Raw genomic sequence first — 15,141 nt, 5'->3', positions numbered from 1 at the left:
AGTTGTGCTGGCGACCATAGCAAGAGTGAACCACCTGATCCCTTCCCGAACTCAGAAGTGAAACCTCTTAGCGCTGATGGTAGTGTGGGATTACCCATGTGAGAGTAAGTCATCGCCAGCTCATTATCCGAAAACACCCCCAGTCAAACGACTGGGGGCTTTTTTTATGCTGGGAATAAGGTATATTCTTTTTAAGTAAAACTTATAGTAGTTGAGCAGATAATGTTAGATCATGCTTTGTTATATCTATATGAAAAAATTGAAAATAAATTGTTAGATTCAAAAATAATATCTGCAACTTTCTCATAATTTAATCACTGTTGCACTTCATTTGAGAATCTAGGAAATAATAAAAAAGCCCCAAAACTGGGCTTCGAATAACAATTTAGCGTTTATAAAGCATTTTTTAGATTCTTTTGATGTTGCTTTACCTGTTTAGTATACCGTTTACCTTGTTTACGCATTTTACGATTATTCTCATAACCTGACGGACCTACATTATAATAGGCAAGTGCCTTCTTCCAGTTACCGGATGATTGATTATATTTAGAAAGAATATAAGTCCCACATTGGATATTACTGCTTTCATTGTATAAGTCACCTGGACAAGTTTGTTGCCAATAACTTGGAATGACTTGGGTTAATCCGACCGCCCCAGCAGGCGAAATTACAGAGTTTCTATAGCTTGATTCCTGTTGAATCATCGCAGCCAATAATATTGGATCTACATTATATTTGTCTGCACTTTGAATAATCATGGGAGAAACGCGGTTTGCCGTAGCTGATTCAACTGAATAGGCTTTTTGTATACCTGTAGATAATTTTTCAGACCGTTTAGCAATTGAATTACTATTTAAAGAAGTACACCCGAAAAAAGTGAGAGTAGTAACAATCATAGCTACGGATTTAAATGTAAATAAATGATAGTTAGATTTTTTTGAGGATAAATATGAGAAATGCTGTGTAAAAAACAAAGTCAAAAACCCAAAGTAAAATTTTATTATAGTTATGCTAGTGGGCTGAATACGATGAGTCAAGCACTGACATTTTGATGGATTAGATCAATGTGATAAATATTTCTCTGATCTTAATTTATAATTAAAAAATAATTAAATTATTTAAACGATAATTTAAGTGTCCCATTATTTGAATGGGACTTTTCACTTAAAGATATTTATTAAAAAATGTTTTTTAATGATCCAGTTCCTGCAAAATTGCCAGATTAAATGCAGGAATATCATCTGGGCATCGTGAGGTGATCAAAGGCCAATTATTGGTATTGCATAGATGTACTTCTTCATCTAACCATTTGGCACCCGCATTTTCCAAATCTAACCGGATACTTTTATAAGAGGTTAAATTTTTATCTTTAATTCGCTGTGCATTGATTAAGGTCCATGGTCCATGACAAATAGCAGCAATCGGTTTGGCATTATCGGTAAAGTGCTGAATAATTTTATGAGCATCTTCATTTAAGCGTAACGTATCAGCATTTACTGTCCCTCCTGGGATGACTAAAATATCATAATCTTCTGGAGAGACTTTAGCCAAAGTTGTTTGTGGAGTGTAAGCCATTGCATGTTCTTTATCTCTCTTGACAGTTTGGACATCTTTTTGCTCTTCTGCAGCATGAATGACTTCAATTCCTTTAGATTGTAAAAATTCAATGGGTTTGATCAGTTCATCTTGTTCAACACCGACATTGGAAGTTATGAATAATGCTTTTTTAGTCATGTTAATGATCCTGAATCACTTATTTAAAATTCGACATTAGCAAAGTGACTAAATCAAGCTGTACATTTTTTAGCTTATTCTTGTTAAGGTTTGAAAATACTAAAAAATAAGCCTCATAGCTAGATGATGCCTATTTTATCTTATGAGGGGTGATTAACTTCTGTTTTAGCTTCCTGCTTATATCGTTTATTCTTTTTATTAGGGAAACTTCCTGTTTCCTGATGCTTTTAGCATAAATTTATGACTCAATATGCTGTAGAGGTTAATAAATATTTTCAGTGTAAGTCAAAGTAGACAACAAGATATTAATTAAATCTTAATAACCCTGATGAGTTAAATGAATATGATTTTTTATATAAAACAATAAAATAAGACCGATTATAGCTGTTTTTCCATCCAGATTTCACAGGCATGGCTATGTCCGGTGTTTCCCTTAGGTTGATCTAAATATTGAAAACCTAATTTTTCATAGAGTTTCACTGCTTGCCAAAGTTCCTTGGTGGTTTCCAGATAACATGATTGAAAACCATGCAGCTGTGTAAACTGAAAGGCTTTTGCTAAAAGTTGTTTGGCGAAACCTAAGCCTCGAACTTCAGGTAAAAAGTACATTTTCTGAATTTCTAAAATTGTAGAATCACCCTTTAAAGGTGATAAGCCACCGCCACCCAGAATTTTACCCTGTTGATTTTCAATTACCCAGTATTGGGCATTTGATTGCTGATAAACTGTATATAAATCATCTAAAATAGGATCGGCTACAGCAAAACCAGATTCAGGAGCAAGGCCAAATTCTTTAGAAACTTCACGAATAACCTGTGCAATTTCAGCATTGTCTTGGGGTTGAATAGGTCTGATCTGGTACATAAAACTCAATAAATAAAATAAAAGGAGATTGATTTTTATAACGCGATATCTAATAAAAATCCACCTTTTGTCCGGTTTTACGCGTAGAAAAAAGCGACAAATTTATTTTAATTCACTAGAATTTTTGCCTAACTCACGTCGAGCAATAATCAGTTGCTGAATTTGTTGAGTACCTTCAAAAATATCAAGAATTTTTGAGTCACGTGCCCATTTTTCTAACAATTCCTCTTCGTTATAGCCCACACTTGCTGCAAGTTCGACACATTTTAAAGTAATTTCATTACAGATACGGCCAGCTTTCGCTTTGGAAATGGAGGCTTCACGTGAGTTTGGTTTTTTATTATCTGCCATCCAGGCTGCTTTCATGGTGAGTAAACGAGCAGCTTCCCATTCTGCTTCCATGCGGTAAATCTGCGCAGCAATATGCGAGCTCTGTAGATAGGGAGTCTGGTAATTTTCATCTAACTGATCTTTGAAAATTTCCTTAACTCTTTCCAGAGATGCTTTGGCACATCCTACTGCCATAGCAGCAACCAGTGGGCGGGTATTGTCAAAAGTTTCCATAACGCCAGCAAAACCTTTGGCGACATCAATTTCAGCATGACCCAACAGATTTTCTGCAGGTACACGGCAGTCAATAAAGCTGATCACAGCCGTATCGGATGCTTTGATGCCCAGTTTATGTTCAAGACGTTCTACTTTCATTCCAGGTGTTCCTTTAGGAACGACAAAGGATTTAATTGCAGCACGGCCGAGTTTCTTGTCCAATGTTGCCCAGACTACTACAGCATCGGCACGCTCACCCGAGGTTACGAAAATTTTTTCACCATTTAAGATGTAATGGTCACCGTCTTTTGTCGCTGTAGTTCGAATAGCGGCAGAGTCTGAACCACAGCTGGGTTCCGTAATGGCCATGGCCGCCCATGTGCCTTTAAAGCGCTCCAGCTGTTCATCATTGGCAACAGCAGCAATGGCAGAATTCCCCAAGCCTTGACGCGGCATGCTGAGCAATAAACCGGTATCGCCATAGCACATTTCGATTACGCCAACTACCGTAGACATATTGACGCCATTTTTGTTGCCTGAATCTGCATAGCCACGTTTGCCCACTGCAGCACCGGCATTGATGCCTTCGCCACCATCATTCATGCCACCAATGAGTGAGGCGAACATGTCCAGTTCCTTGGGATAGCTGTGTTCAGCCTTGTCATATTTTCGTGAAATGGGGCGTAGTATATTTAAAGCTGATTCATGGGCTTGATCTATCAACATTTTAAATTTTTTAGGATTTTGTAAATTCATCTGCATCATTCCTTATTGGATAGATTAAGCATGTAAGCCTGAATACAAAATTGCAGTAGCACGTAAATCACGATACCAACGCTCAACTGGATGTTCTTTGGTAAAGCCATGGCCACCCAGAATTTGTACACCATCAGTACCAATTTTCATGGATTTTTCAGCACAAAGTAGACGTGCTAGATAAGCCTCACGATGGAAGGGGTTTCCTGCTTCAGCCAGGCTGGCCGCATTTAAAATCAGCATGCGCATGGCATCAATTTCAATAGCCATATCCGCAATCATAAAGGCGATACTTTGGCGATGTGAAATAGGTTCACTAAATGCAGTACGTTCATTGGCATATTGAATACAGTAAGCTTTGACTGCTTCACATGTGCCAACTGCCATAGCACACCACATTAAGTTTCCCAGATCTAAAAATGCCAGATAATCAAAGTCATCATCACTTAACAGTTCAGCAGGCGTATTATGGAATTTTAAGCTAACGGTTTCGGTTGCCTTTAGACCCATAGCCGGACTTTTTTGAGCCGTAATACTGCGATCACGTTTAACAATAAATACTTCTGGCGAGCCATTGAGCTCAGCATTGACCAGAAACAGATCTGCAGTTTTACCTAAAATCACCAAGGTTTTTTCGCCATTAATATAGTATTGCCCATTGATTGAACTGGCTTGGGTTTTTAATTTCAGTGGATTAAATGCAGGAGTGGCTTCCTGGATGGCAAAGGTGGCGTGTATCTCTGCATCATTTGCAAAGCTGGACAAATAGGTCGCCTGAACTTTTTCAGAACCCCATTGTGTAATGGCATTAATCACGCTAAAGGTTGAAAGTAATCCGGCAGTTAAGCTGAAATCACCTTTGGCCAAATGTTCTGCAACCAAAATATTGCTTAAAATATTTTTTTCGGTGGTCACTCCACCCAAGGTTTCAGGCAAAGCATAATAATTTAGTCCCAAGTCTGTTGCATGTTGCCAAAGCGTTGCAGGAAATTGTTCGTTATTGTCTGCCTGGGCTGCCAGTGGATAAAGCACTTCGGATGCAAACTGCTCCATCGCATCACAGCTCATTTGCTGTTCTTCAGTCAGGCTCAAATCAAAGAGTGATTTCTGCTGATTGGGTAAACGTTGCTTGCTGACTCCGGAACTGGCTTTAAAAACTTTTTGGGTTTTACTTAAAGTTTTAAAACCCATTTTTGAGCTTTGATAGAGAGATTTTTCCAGAAATTTGCGCAGTTTGAGTTGATCAAGTACCTCGCTACCGGCAATTCTGGTAATGAGGGATAGCCCAAGTCCTTGAGCCTTATTTACCATATTGGTCATTTTTGTCATCCATTGGTTTTTGATTCTTTATATTTTTTATGCTGACATGTGAATATGGAAATGACTATGTCATCCCTGACAATTAAAATTGACTTGGATGAACGGTTAAAATGAAGTTTAAATTTGATTAAATAATTGAATATTATGTATTTTATTATAAGTAAAGCTTGGGGTGAAAAATAAAAATTGACTAGAATGACAAGAGATCATTCTAGTCTGTGCACAGCTTATAGAAAATTCGCCACCATTTTCCGTACATTGGTTTTTGCATCAATGACGGTCATGAAGGTATACGCACCAATGAATTTACGGCTAATAAACATAAACTCTTTAGGGGGTACACTGAAATAACGCGATGCCATCGATTTGGAAGCACGTTGCATGACACGGCTATGAAGTTGGCTTTTTTTCCAGTCATAGCGCTGATTTTGATCCATTACGCCTTCGGGCAAGTCTGGATTATTCATTATGCTACTAAAGGCTTCGGTGGCCAATAAAAACACTTTAGCCATATCTGGCTTGATACTTTGCGGAATGGAATCAAAAAATTCATAGCCGGTCATGGCATGAACCATTTCATCGATATTATGATCATAACCGGCTTTAATCAGGTTGCGGGCGACTTTCAGCAAATGTTCATCAAACTGGCGAATTGCCCCGAAATCCAGTAATACAATCTTGTCTTGAGTTTCTACGCCATCTCCCAAACGGACCAGATAATTGCCAAAGTTTGGATCGGTTTGCATTTCGCCCCATTCAAAAATTTCACGAACCGCGATCTCGAGAGAGGCTTCGCCTAACTGGTTGCGACGTTCTTGAGGAAGAGAGAGCATCACAGGGCTGTTGATCGGAACGCCACGCTCAAAAGTCATGCACAGCACTTGATCGGTACAATACTCATCCACAATTTGCGGGACGATATAACGAGGATCATCTTTTAAACGGTCGGCAAAACGGCGAGTGGTCGCGGCTTCAATTTCATAATTGACTTCACGATGCATCATTTCACGAACTTCATCGAACCACTGATCAAATTCACGGGTTTGCGGCACCATACGGGTCAGTTTGAGCATGTTTTTAAACAGGCTCATGTCTGAATCAATGGCATCTGCCACGCCCGGATACTGGATTTTTAATACGATTTCCAAACCATCCGAATTGCGTGTGGCGCGGTGTACCTGGGCTAAAGAGGCGGTGCCCAAAGGTTCACGGTCTACGGTCAAATCATGCAGCTTGGCGCCAAGCTGCTGTTCCAGTTGTTGCTTGATAGCCGGCCAGGCAAGTGCAACGGTCTGATTGTTTAAGGTATTTAAAGCCTGAGTGATTTCTTCAGGTAAAAAATGTTCGCCATACAGGGCCATCATTTGCCCGATTTTTACAATCGAACCTTTTAATTTACCAATTTCAGAAACAAGATAATCGGCTTGTTCTTTCATGGCTTTTTTACGTTTCTTTTCTTTTTCTGCTTCGCTTGAAAATAGGGTAGTTGCACTCGATGCAGCCCAGCGCGTTCCTGCGAGTAATGAGGCTTTAGCGATAGATAAGCGTCGATCCATGGAAGAAGTTTTGAGTTGTTTAAGCTTATCGTTCTGATCTGACATTAAACAAAATCCTTAATCAGCAAGTCGCAGAATATTTAATTGTAGCGGATATTACCGTTTATTCACGTATTAAAAAAGTTCAATGTGCTGAATGGAGAGTAAATATGTTTAATATTTCATTTATTTTCCATGAAAAGTGTCACGGTACTTAGACAAAATAGAATTCAAGTGACACCTGTGCTTTGATCATAGACTCCCGATGAGATTTATCAGGATTAAAGATAGGGATAGGGCAGAAAACCTGCTGCTCAGGGATGAGCTGAGATTTACATCCGAAATTGAATTTTAATATCGCCTTTCTGCTGTAACAATTTTTTATTGTCCTGAATATGTTTAAAAATCATGGCTTGAACCGTGTCATGCTGAAAACCAAGCGCATAACCTTTAACAATAATGATGCTTGGAAAACTAAAAAACAGATATTTTGCATCATCTTCTGACGGGCTGCTATGAATGGCGTGTGCAAGTAAAGTGTGTTGAAAGAATTTTTTTTCCTTCTGTACCTGTGCAGAAACGGTATCATTCCAGTAGTTTTCACGCATTGCCATTAAATTATTGTGTTTGTAGCTCATAACAATAAAAATATTTTGTAGAAAAAGAATTGAAAATATATGGGGATATTTTAGTCAGATTCAATGTGCAATTTGAATGAATTTGTTATTGGAGCTGAGCTCATAAAGGCTAAGCTTATAGGAATTTGCACATGATTGATGTAGTATCAAGGGATAAACACAATAATAGTATTTGATATTAAGTCTTTTCAGACACGGGAATATTATGCGATTGGCAATATCAAGTATGCTGAGTCTAGCTGCTTTCTGGTCAAATTCAGTTTTAGCTCAAGGCTATTCTGACGAATATAATAAATGTCTCAACACTTCTTATGGTGAAATTGAAACAGTCAAAAAATGTGTCGACAAAGAACTGAAAAATCAGGGAAAAATTTTAAATAAAGCTTATAAGGGCTATATAAATAAGAATGCGGTTAATCAAACTAGTATCGAGCAACAGCATACACTTTGGCTTAACCGTGTGGATCAAAAATGCTATTTAAAAGTAACGTCTGCCTATATGGCCGTTAAACAATCCAAGTGTGTACTCGAAATGACAATGGAGCGTACTCACTATTACCAGACCAAATAAATTCGCCATAGATATTTGTTTTTAATCTGGTCGAAACATTATAAAACCCCACAAAACAAGGTATCATAAGGCGTTTTAAAAATTGACCTTGGAGATGCCTTAAGTGGATCAACTGACTATTAGCCCTGAACATTTACAGGAAGCCGCTGAAAACCTAAGCACAATTCGCGATTTTATCCGTTTTGGTGTTTCAGCTCTACGTCAATACGATGCACACTTAGGTCAAGGTACAGAAGATTTTTTTGCTGAAAGCTCGGCTTTAGTCCTGCAAACACTGGCATTGGACTGGAATGCCAACCCGGAAATTTTAGATGCGAAATTGTTGCCAAGCGAAAAGGCAGAATTTATCAGCTTGCTGGAGCGTCGTATCAATGAAAAAGTGCCAACCTCTTATTTATTAAATCTGGCTTATTTCTGTGGTAAACCGTTTTATGTTGATGAGCGTGTACTGATTCCACGTTCACCGATTGCAGAATTGATCAATCAGCGTTTTGCACCTTACTGTCTGGATGAACATGGTCAGATGCGTGAAGCCTTGAACAATCTTCCAGAAAATGATCATCCGCAAACACCGCGTCGTATTTTAGACATGTGTACTGGTTCAGGCTGTATTGCAATTGCTCTGGCTTATGCATTCCCGGAATCTGAAGTGGATGCAACGGACATTTCTAAAGAAGCTTTAGAAGTGGCTTCTATTAACGCTGAACATCACAACATGCAATATCAGGTTGCATTGATGGAATCCGACTTATTTGCAAAAATTCCTGCTGAGAATCAATATGATTTAATCGTATCTAATCCTCCGTATGTGGATGCGGAAGATATGGCGGATTTACCTGCAGAATTCTTGCATGAACCTGAGCTTGCACTTGCAGCAGGTCAGGATGGTCTGGATCTGGTGCGTAAAATGCTGGCACAAGCAGCGGATTACCTGACTGAAGATGGCTTGATTGTCATTGAAGTGGGCAACTCTGAATGGGCGATGAAACAGAACTTTAATACTGTAGATTTCCATTGGCTCACTTTCCAGAATGGTGGTTCAGGCATTTTTGCTTTGACAGCAGAGCAGTGCCGTAAATACCGTGATTTATTTGTACAATCTGTTCAAGCATAAGGAGTTGTCAACATGGCAGGTAATAGTATTGGACAACTGTTCCGTGTAACGACTTGCGGTGAATCTCATGGCGTTGGCCTGATGGCGATTGTCGATGGGGTACCACCAGGGATCGAACTGACTGAAGCAGATTTACAAAAAGATTTAGACCGCCGTAAACCGGGGACTTCTAAATTCGCAACCCAGCGTAAAGAACCGGATGAAGTCGAAATCATTTCCGGTGTCTTTGAAGGTAAAACCACAGGTACATCGATTGGTTTACTGATTCGCAATACCGACCAGAAATCGAAAGATTATGGCAATATTGCGCAAACATTCCGCCCAGGTCATGCGGATTACACCTACACGCAAAAGTATGGTTTCCGTGACTATCGTGGTGGTGGTCGCTCAAGCGCGCGTGAAACGGCTATGCGTGTGGCTGCGGGTGCCATTGCCAAGAAATTCCTGTTTGAAAAATTCGGTATTGAAATCCGTGGTCACGTGACCCAGATTGGTACTGAAAAAGCTGAAAAACTGGATTGGAATGAAGTTCCAAATAATCCATTCTTCTGTGGTGATGTGGATGCCGTACCACGTTTTGAAGCTTTAGTGACTTCATTACGTGAACAAGGTACCAGCTGCGGTGCGAAGCTGGAAATTCTTGCCGAGAATGTGCCTGTGGGTTGGGGTGAGCCGGTATTTGACCGTCTGGATGCAGATATTGCGCATGCCATGATGTCTATTAATGCTGTTAAAGGCGTTGAAATTGGTGATGGTTTTGCGGTTGCTGAACAGTTTGGTCATGAATCACGTGATGAATTGACCACAGCTGGCTTTTTGGCAAATCATGCTGGCGGCATTCTGGGTGGAATCTCAAGTGGTCAAACCATTCGTGTTGCAATTGCGCTGAAACCAACTGCAAGTATTACCACTCCGGGTAAAACCATTAATATCGATCGTGAAGATACCGATGTATTGACCAAAGGCCGTCATGACCCGTGTGTAGGCGTGCGTGCAACTCCGATTGCTGAAGCGATGTTTGCCATTGTACTCATGGATCACTTCATGCGTCATCGTGCCCAGAATGCCGATGTAGTTGCGCCGTTTACTCCGATTGAGCCTAAGTGAAGAGTAAAGTACACTGCTTTGCCCGAATGCAGTAAGTGATCTGCTTTTTATGATTCAATAAAAAAAACCAGACATCAAGTCTGGTTTTTTTATTGCCTGATTTTTTATCTATTATTTGTGGTAATTTCTATGAAACAGAAATTTTTAGAAAACAATGAAAGCATTAAAATATAGACTGGCAAATGCCAATGATGTTGAAGTTCTTGTTGCGTTGATCAATCAGGCCTATCGTACCAATACAGGTTCTAGCTGGACCAGTGAGCAGCATATTATTGCTGGAGACCGGATTAATGCCCAGCAGCTAAAGCAAACCTTGGCACAAGAGAATTTTTATCTGTATATAGCTGAAGTTATAGAAGATGGGCAAATGCATTTAGTGGCATGTATCGGCTTAACTTTTCAGCAGAATAGTGTGGAAATAGGCACTTTTTGTGTAGCTTCAGCTTGGCAAAATCAGGGTATTGGCAAACATGTTTTAAAATATGCTGAGAAAATGGCAGTAGAACACTTTCCTACATTAAGTCATTATGAAATGTGGGTGCTGGATAGCAGAAAAGAGCTGATTCAATATTATGCACGGTGTGGTTATGCTAAAACGCAGTATACTGAACCTTATCCCATTCATGCCAATGTAGGACAACCGTTGATTGATTTGCAATTACAACAGATGTCAAAGTCAGTGCTGAGAGGTATAAGTTAAGCACTCAAAAAAGTACATAACCTTAAAATAATAGCCTAAGCTATATCATTTAACTAAACTGGTTTGAATTTCAAGTATTTGAAAAATATGTCTATTCATAGTGTGATAACAGTGCTTAACAAATAAATGAATTTAGTGCTCGCACATGGTATAAAAATTGCTCATATTAATATAAATAATTATTGCAGGAGAGATGTTCTTCTGTGAACACGCCGAAGGAGCAACGACCCCGGAAACTCTCAGGCAAAAGGACTGTAATAATTTTAAAAATCTGGAGAGAAGCATAGAAAAATATATGCTCACCGAAGGGGATGGTCGGCGTTATTGATTATAACGATGTGATCGAAGCTCTCAGGTAACCATGACAGATGGGGCGCATAGAAATGTAGATCTACATTTCCAAGGAGTGTGCTATGTGTCATATTGTTGTGATTGGATCAGGTATTACGGGTGTTACTACTGCCTACGAGCTCGCCAATTTAGGCTATAAAGTCACGGTTTTGGATAAGCATTTGTATCCTGCCATGGAAACTTCATTTGCCAATGGCGGACAACTTTCTGCCTGTAATGCAGAGGTCTGGAATCAAAAAGCCACCGTACTGAAAGGTATTAAGTGGATGTCCAATAAAAATGCACCATTATTACTCAACCCATCTTTTGATCTGCATAAATATGGCTGGTTAATGGAGTTTCTAGGTAATATTAAACATTATGAAACCAATACTCGTGATACCGTTAAAATAGCACTTTTAGCGCGTGAGCGCTTATTTGCAGTTGCTGAAAAAGAAAATATTCAGTTCAATCTGGAAAAACGCGGCATTTTGCATTTTTACCACACCAAATTAGATTATGAGATCGCCACCAAAGTGAATGACCTGTTGATCAAGGGTGGACTGGAAAGAATGGCAGTTACTCCTGCAGAAATCAAAGCCATAGAACCAAGCTTGAAAGGTGAATATTATGGTGGTTTTTATTGCCCTGGAGACGCGACCGGCGATATCCATAAATTCACCAAAGGTTTGGCTGAAGCCTCTGAAAAGTATGGGGTAAAATACCTGTTTGGTATGGAGGTCATGGATGTAAAACACCATAAAAAAGGTGTCACTGTGCTTTACCATGCTAGCAATGAAAATATGCACCTAGATGCAGCTGTGGTGGAATCACTGGAAGCTGATGCCGTGGTGGTTTGTGGTGGTGTGGGAAGCTATCACTTGGCAAATTTACTGGGTGATCGGGTCAATGTCTATCCGGTGAAAGGCTATTCTATTACCTTGAACCTGAATGATGAAGATAGTGTCAAAAATGCGCCGTGGGTGAGCCTGCTGGATGAAAGTGCAAAAATTGTGACTTCACGCTTAGGTGCTGATCGTCTGCGTGTTGCAGGCACGGCTGAGTTTAATGGCTATAACCGGGATATTCGCGCAGACCGTATTCAACCGCTGACAGATTGGGTCAACAAGAATTTCAATATGAGTACTGAAAATGTTGTACCTTGGGCAGGTTTACGTCCGATGATGCCCAACATGATGCCGATGGTCAGTCGAGGTCGCCGTGAACGGATTTTTTATAATACCGGTCATGGTCATTTAGGTTGGACTTTATCTGCAGCGACAGCGGTGATGATTAGTCAGCAAATCGCTTCACAGCATCCTGTTTGATCATATAAAAGCATGGAGTTATTGGCTTCATGCTTTTGAATACATAAAGATTCATTATTCGAATGATGGTATGATAATTTGATTGTTATCACCTTAAAATAATGGATAATTATGAATATTTTTCAAAAATTGTATTAAGTTCAGTTTTAATTGTGGGGATGACAGGGTGTGTTTCTACCCGTGGCTTGGTATCTCTGGAATCACCAGTGAAGCAGATCAATACACAGGAAAGTGGTCTTAAAACTGCGGTTATTAAAATAGTCGAAGATAACGTGTATTTGAAGAAAAGCCCAAACAGGCCAATATTCCTTCGCTTAAAGGTGGATTACAGCAAGCGACAGCCTCAGATAAAGCGAAAGCAATCGCCCGTAAACGTAACGGTTATGGTAAAGCCATGGGGGACATTTTCTTAAGAGATGAAACGGTAGTTTCCGTGTTCGAAAAACGTGTTGAATCTGCTTTGTTGCGCTCAGGTTATAAAGTTGTGCCAGCAGCCCAAGTTCAAAATCCAGATTTGGTGTTAACGGTTAAAGTAAACAAATTCTGGTCGTGGATGCAACCCGGCTTTTCATACATTACCTTGAATACTGAAATTGAAACTGAAATTTATGATGCCAATAGCACTAAACAGCCTATTCGTACGTATACAAAAATATCCAAACCGACTGTAATGGCGACTGACTCACGATGGATTGCAACAATGAATGAAGCTTTAAATGATTATGAAAGCTGTCTGGTCGATCAGTTGAAGTAAAGTAGCCCTTTAAATAAAAAGATAGAGGCATCATACCTCTGTCTTTTTATTTAATAACTTCAATCTTTTTAATCATACAGCCGGTATATACCTGCAAACCGTTCACAGCCTTTTTGTTTGGTTGTAATCGATAAAAGTGCTTTATTAAAATCGAAATGGTATTTGCAATCGTGTTCGTTATCGACAATCTCGCTTTTTTGATCAGCTGTGGTATAGGCTAAAAAAGGAATCGTTTGAGTTTCTAATTTGTTGTTCGGGTTGCGGTAGGCCACGCCCTCAATTTTAATTTTATCTTTGGTCAGTTGATGCACCTGTAAATGTACCGGTTGATGTGCAAATTGACCCTTTTCAAATTTTAAATAATGATTGGTCAAAGTCTGGTTCAATGAGGTATAAAAATTCAGATCTTCAATGCGTATTTCAAATTGCTGCTTATAACAGTCCAGGCTTTTACATTGCTGTAAGCGCTTAAACCATAAACGGTGTGTATCTTCGAGTAAATGTACCGGCGCATCGCTGACTAAAAAAGCCGTGATATAGTGATTAGAGAGTTTTTCTCGTGATTTTGCAAAACTGTCAGCGCAAATATTTTTCATTGAGGCTGTATCAGGCTGTGTACAGTCAATGTCTTGAGCATATACCATGGTTGAGCACAAACAGCCAATACTGAATAATGTGCCTAATGTTTTAATGAGATTAATATCGGTATTCACCAGCATGATCGCTTATAATTTCACTATGTTGCGCTGCTGTAACTATAGCGAAATAGAAAGCGTGAATACAACATCTCAATCATTTATTTCTTAAGGATGCTTAACGTGGTCGCACAAATTCGAATTGGTCAGGGAATGGATGTACACGCCTTTGAAGAAGGTGATTTTGTTACTTTAGCGGGGGTCAAGATTCCACATAACCAAGGCTTAAAAGCCCATTCAGATGGTGATGTGGTATTGCATGCACTTTGTGATGCATTATTGGGGGCATTGGCTCTGGGCGATATCGGACAGCATTTTCCCGACACCGATGCAAAATTTAAGGGAGCAGATAGTCGCGTTCTACTTAAACATGTCTATCAACTGATTTTAGATCGTGGTTATGTGTTAAATAATGCAGATATTACGGTCGCCTGTGAACGTCCAAAACTGGCCAAATATAATCTGGAAATGCGTCAAAGTATTGCAGATGTTCTGGATGTGCATGTTACACAAATTAGCGTTAAAGCCACAACCACAGAAAAATTAGGCTTTACCGGACGTGAAGAAGGTATTTTATCGACTGCAACAGTGTTGATTTCGCATCAGGCAAAATGATCTGGATGGATCAGCGACTGCTGTAGTTCCTGGGTAGCTTTGCGACCTTGCAGTTGTAGGGCTACTGCATGAATTAAGCCGGTCCAGGTTTCATTCGGTTCCCAGATACTGTGCATCAGTTCTTGCGCTGTAGGCATGTCTACATTCATATAATATTGACGGTATAAATACATCAAACAGCTGACATGATGGTTGGTTGCACAGTGAACCCAAACCATCTGTTCTTGTACTAGATGATTGAGCAGGTCCAATACCAGTAAACATTGGTCATCAGAAGGTGTTTCTGCTGAAATGGGCAGCTTAATATAATTTAAGCCTAAATCTAAACAAACTTTATCTTCATGATCTAAATGCGGCTCGGCGTCAGACAAGGCCAAATTCACAATTGTGGTTACACCGTATTCTTTAATCAGCTTTAGCTGTTCCGCCTTAGGCTGGGCAGAAGTGAATAGATGCTCGTGAATAAACTGGAAATTTTTGATATGACTGAGTGCATGTTCAATTTCATTCATCAGATAAAATTTTTCCTAATGT

At 39.6% G+C, this 15,141-nt stretch carries 16 protein-coding genes, 1 rRNA gene and 1 riboswitch; of the genes, 8 read left to right on the top strand and 9 right to left on the bottom strand.

Going from position 1 to position 15,141, the window contains the following annotated elements; all coding sequences use genetic code 11:
* Window positions 1–6 precede the first annotated feature (6 nt).
* Window positions 7–121 (top strand): 5S ribosomal RNA (gene rrf / locus FTT83_RS10655).
* Between the two features lie 271 nt (window positions 122–392).
* Here rrf and FTT83_RS10650 read toward each other — a convergent pair.
* From FTT83_RS10650 to FTT83_RS10620, 7 genes are all read right to left on the bottom strand, one after another.
* Window positions 393–974, bottom strand: a complete 582-nt coding sequence (locus FTT83_RS10650; protein WP_257221674.1) for a lytic transglycosylase domain-containing protein — start codon at window positions 972–974, stop codon at window positions 393–395.
* Between the two features lie 217 nt (window positions 975–1,191).
* Window positions 1,192–1,734, bottom strand: coding sequence for a type 1 glutamine amidotransferase domain-containing protein (locus FTT83_RS10645; protein ID WP_180043949.1), 543 nt, complete (start codon window positions 1,732–1,734; stop codon window positions 1,192–1,194).
* A gap of 378 nt (window positions 1,735–2,112) precedes the next feature.
* The gene (locus FTT83_RS10640) at window positions 2,113–2,598 is read right to left on the bottom strand and encodes a GNAT family N-acetyltransferase (RefSeq protein WP_180043951.1); all 486 of its coding nucleotides are present in this window, start codon (window positions 2,596–2,598) and stop codon (window positions 2,113–2,115) included.
* A 102-nt stretch (window positions 2,599–2,700) separates the two neighbouring features.
* Window positions 2,701–3,900: an acyl-CoA dehydrogenase family protein gene (locus FTT83_RS10635; protein WP_180176583.1), complete on the bottom strand. Its 1,200-nt coding sequence runs from the start codon at window positions 3,898–3,900 to the stop codon at window positions 2,701–2,703.
* A 24-nt stretch (window positions 3,901–3,924) separates the two neighbouring features.
* On the bottom strand, window positions 3,925–5,211 hold the full coding sequence (locus tag FTT83_RS10630; protein WP_180081643.1) for an acyl-CoA dehydrogenase family protein: 1,287 nt from the start codon (window positions 5,209–5,211) through the stop codon (window positions 3,925–3,927).
* A gap of 236 nt (window positions 5,212–5,447) precedes the next feature.
* Window positions 5,448–6,821: an AarF/ABC1/UbiB kinase family protein gene (locus FTT83_RS10625; protein WP_180081637.1), complete on the bottom strand. Its 1,374-nt coding sequence runs from the start codon at window positions 6,819–6,821 to the stop codon at window positions 5,448–5,450.
* 266 nt (window positions 6,822–7,087) lie between these two features.
* Window positions 7,088–7,393, bottom strand: coding sequence for a hypothetical protein (locus FTT83_RS10620; RefSeq protein WP_180081636.1), 306 nt, complete (start codon window positions 7,391–7,393; stop codon window positions 7,088–7,090).
* A gap of 205 nt (window positions 7,394–7,598) precedes the next feature.
* On the opposite strand from FTT83_RS10620, the gene FTT83_RS10615 reads away from it, so the two are divergent.
* The 6 genes from FTT83_RS10615 to FTT83_RS16080 all read left to right on the top strand — a co-directional run bounded on the left by FTT83_RS10615 (window position 7,599) and on the right by FTT83_RS16080 (window position 13,297).
* The gene (locus FTT83_RS10615) at window positions 7,599–7,964 is read left to right on the top strand and encodes a lysozyme inhibitor LprI family protein (RefSeq protein ID WP_180081634.1); all 366 of its coding nucleotides are present in this window, start codon (window positions 7,599–7,601) and stop codon (window positions 7,962–7,964) included.
* A 103-nt stretch (window positions 7,965–8,067) separates the two neighbouring features.
* A complete protein-coding gene (gene prmB, locus FTT83_RS10610; RefSeq protein ID WP_180081632.1) occupies window positions 8,068–9,078 on the top strand; it encodes a 50S ribosomal protein L3 N(5)-glutamine methyltransferase in 1,011 nt (336 codons plus the stop codon).
* Between the two features lie 12 nt (window positions 9,079–9,090).
* A complete protein-coding gene (aroC, locus tag FTT83_RS10605; protein WP_180043960.1) occupies window positions 9,091–10,185 on the top strand; it encodes a chorismate synthase in 1,095 nt (364 codons plus the stop codon).
* A 154-nt stretch (window positions 10,186–10,339) separates the two neighbouring features.
* A complete protein-coding gene (locus FTT83_RS10600) occupies window positions 10,340–10,885 on the top strand; it encodes a GNAT family N-acetyltransferase (RefSeq protein WP_180043962.1) in 546 nt (181 codons plus the stop codon).
* Between the two features lie 175 nt (window positions 10,886–11,060).
* Window positions 11,061–11,150: riboswitch (glycine riboswitch) on the top strand.
* Between the two features lie 148 nt (window positions 11,151–11,298).
* A complete protein-coding gene (locus tag FTT83_RS10595; RefSeq protein ID WP_180043964.1) occupies window positions 11,299–12,543 on the top strand; it encodes a D-amino acid dehydrogenase in 1,245 nt (414 codons plus the stop codon).
* A gap of 394 nt (window positions 12,544–12,937) precedes the next feature.
* On the top strand, window positions 12,938–13,297 hold the full coding sequence (locus FTT83_RS16080; protein ID WP_257221673.1) for a hypothetical protein: 360 nt from the start codon (window positions 12,938–12,940) through the stop codon (window positions 13,295–13,297).
* Between the two features lie 68 nt (window positions 13,298–13,365).
* On the opposite strand, the gene FTT83_RS10585 is transcribed toward FTT83_RS16080, so the two are convergent.
* A complete protein-coding gene (locus FTT83_RS10585) occupies window positions 13,366–14,016 on the bottom strand; it encodes a hypothetical protein (protein ID WP_166171805.1) in 651 nt (216 codons plus the stop codon).
* Window positions 14,017–14,115: 99 nt separating this feature from the next.
* On the opposite strand from FTT83_RS10585, the gene ispF reads away from it, so the two are divergent.
* The gene (ispF, locus tag FTT83_RS10580) at window positions 14,116–14,607 is read left to right on the top strand and encodes a 2-C-methyl-D-erythritol 2,4-cyclodiphosphate synthase (RefSeq protein ID WP_086197430.1); all 492 of its coding nucleotides are present in this window, start codon (window positions 14,116–14,118) and stop codon (window positions 14,605–14,607) included.
* Here the strand turns inward: ispF and FTT83_RS10575 are convergent.
* On the bottom strand, window positions 14,595–15,119 hold the full coding sequence (locus FTT83_RS10575) for a protein tyrosine phosphatase family protein (protein ID WP_180176584.1): 525 nt from the start codon (window positions 15,117–15,119) through the stop codon (window positions 14,595–14,597). The genes ispF and FTT83_RS10575 overlap by 13 nt on opposite strands.
* Window positions 15,120–15,141: the final 22 nt, after the last annotated feature.

The sequence above is a fragment of the Acinetobacter sp. YH01018 genome (assembly GCF_013420295.1).
In the GTDB taxonomy this organism is placed as follows: Bacteria; Pseudomonadota; Gammaproteobacteria; order Pseudomonadales; family Moraxellaceae; genus Acinetobacter.
This window is presented reverse-complemented; position numbering and strand designations above follow the sequence as displayed.

What these genes read in the sequence shown, in the direction of transcription:
- FTT83_RS10645 (WP_180043949.1), bottom strand. Translation starts at nt 1,734, where the DNA reads ATGACTAAAAAAGCATTATTCATAACTTCCAATGTCGGTGTTGAACAA.
- FTT83_RS10640 (WP_180043951.1), bottom strand. Translation starts at nt 2,598, where the DNA reads ATGTACCAGATCAGACCTATTCAACCCCAAGACAATGCTGAAATTGCA.
- FTT83_RS10635 (WP_180176583.1), bottom strand. Translation starts at nt 3,900, where the DNA reads ATGAATTTACAAAATCCTAAAAAATTTAAAATGTTGATAGATCAAGCC.
- FTT83_RS10630 (WP_180081643.1), bottom strand. Translation starts at nt 5,211, where the DNA reads ATGGTAAATAAGGCTCAAGGACTTGGGCTATCCCTCATTACCAGAATT.
- FTT83_RS10625 (WP_180081637.1), bottom strand. Translation starts at nt 6,821, where the DNA reads ATGTCAGATCAGAACGATAAGCTTAAACAACTCAAAACTTCTTCCATG.
- FTT83_RS10620 (WP_180081636.1), bottom strand. Translation starts at nt 7,393, where the DNA reads ATGAGCTACAAACACAATAATTTAATGGCAATGCGTGAAAACTACTGG.
- FTT83_RS10615 (WP_180081634.1), top strand. Translation starts at nt 7,599, where the DNA reads ATGCGATTGGCAATATCAAGTATGCTGAGTCTAGCTGCTTTCTGGTCA.
- aroC (WP_180043960.1), top strand. Translation starts at nt 9,091, where the DNA reads ATGGCAGGTAATAGTATTGGACAACTGTTCCGTGTAACGACTTGCGGT.
- FTT83_RS10600 (WP_180043962.1), top strand. Translation starts at nt 10,340, where the DNA reads ATGAAAGCATTAAAATATAGACTGGCAAATGCCAATGATGTTGAAGTT.
- FTT83_RS10595 (WP_180043964.1), top strand. Translation starts at nt 11,299, where the DNA reads ATGTGTCATATTGTTGTGATTGGATCAGGTATTACGGGTGTTACTACT.
- FTT83_RS16080 (WP_257221673.1), top strand. Translation starts at nt 12,938, where the DNA reads ATGGGGGACATTTTCTTAAGAGATGAAACGGTAGTTTCCGTGTTCGAA.
- FTT83_RS10585 (WP_166171805.1), bottom strand. Translation starts at nt 14,016, where the DNA reads ATGCTGGTGAATACCGATATTAATCTCATTAAAACATTAGGCACATTA.
- FTT83_RS10575 (WP_180176584.1), bottom strand. Translation starts at nt 15,119, where the DNA reads ATGAATGAAATTGAACATGCACTCAGTCATATCAAAAATTTCCAGTTT.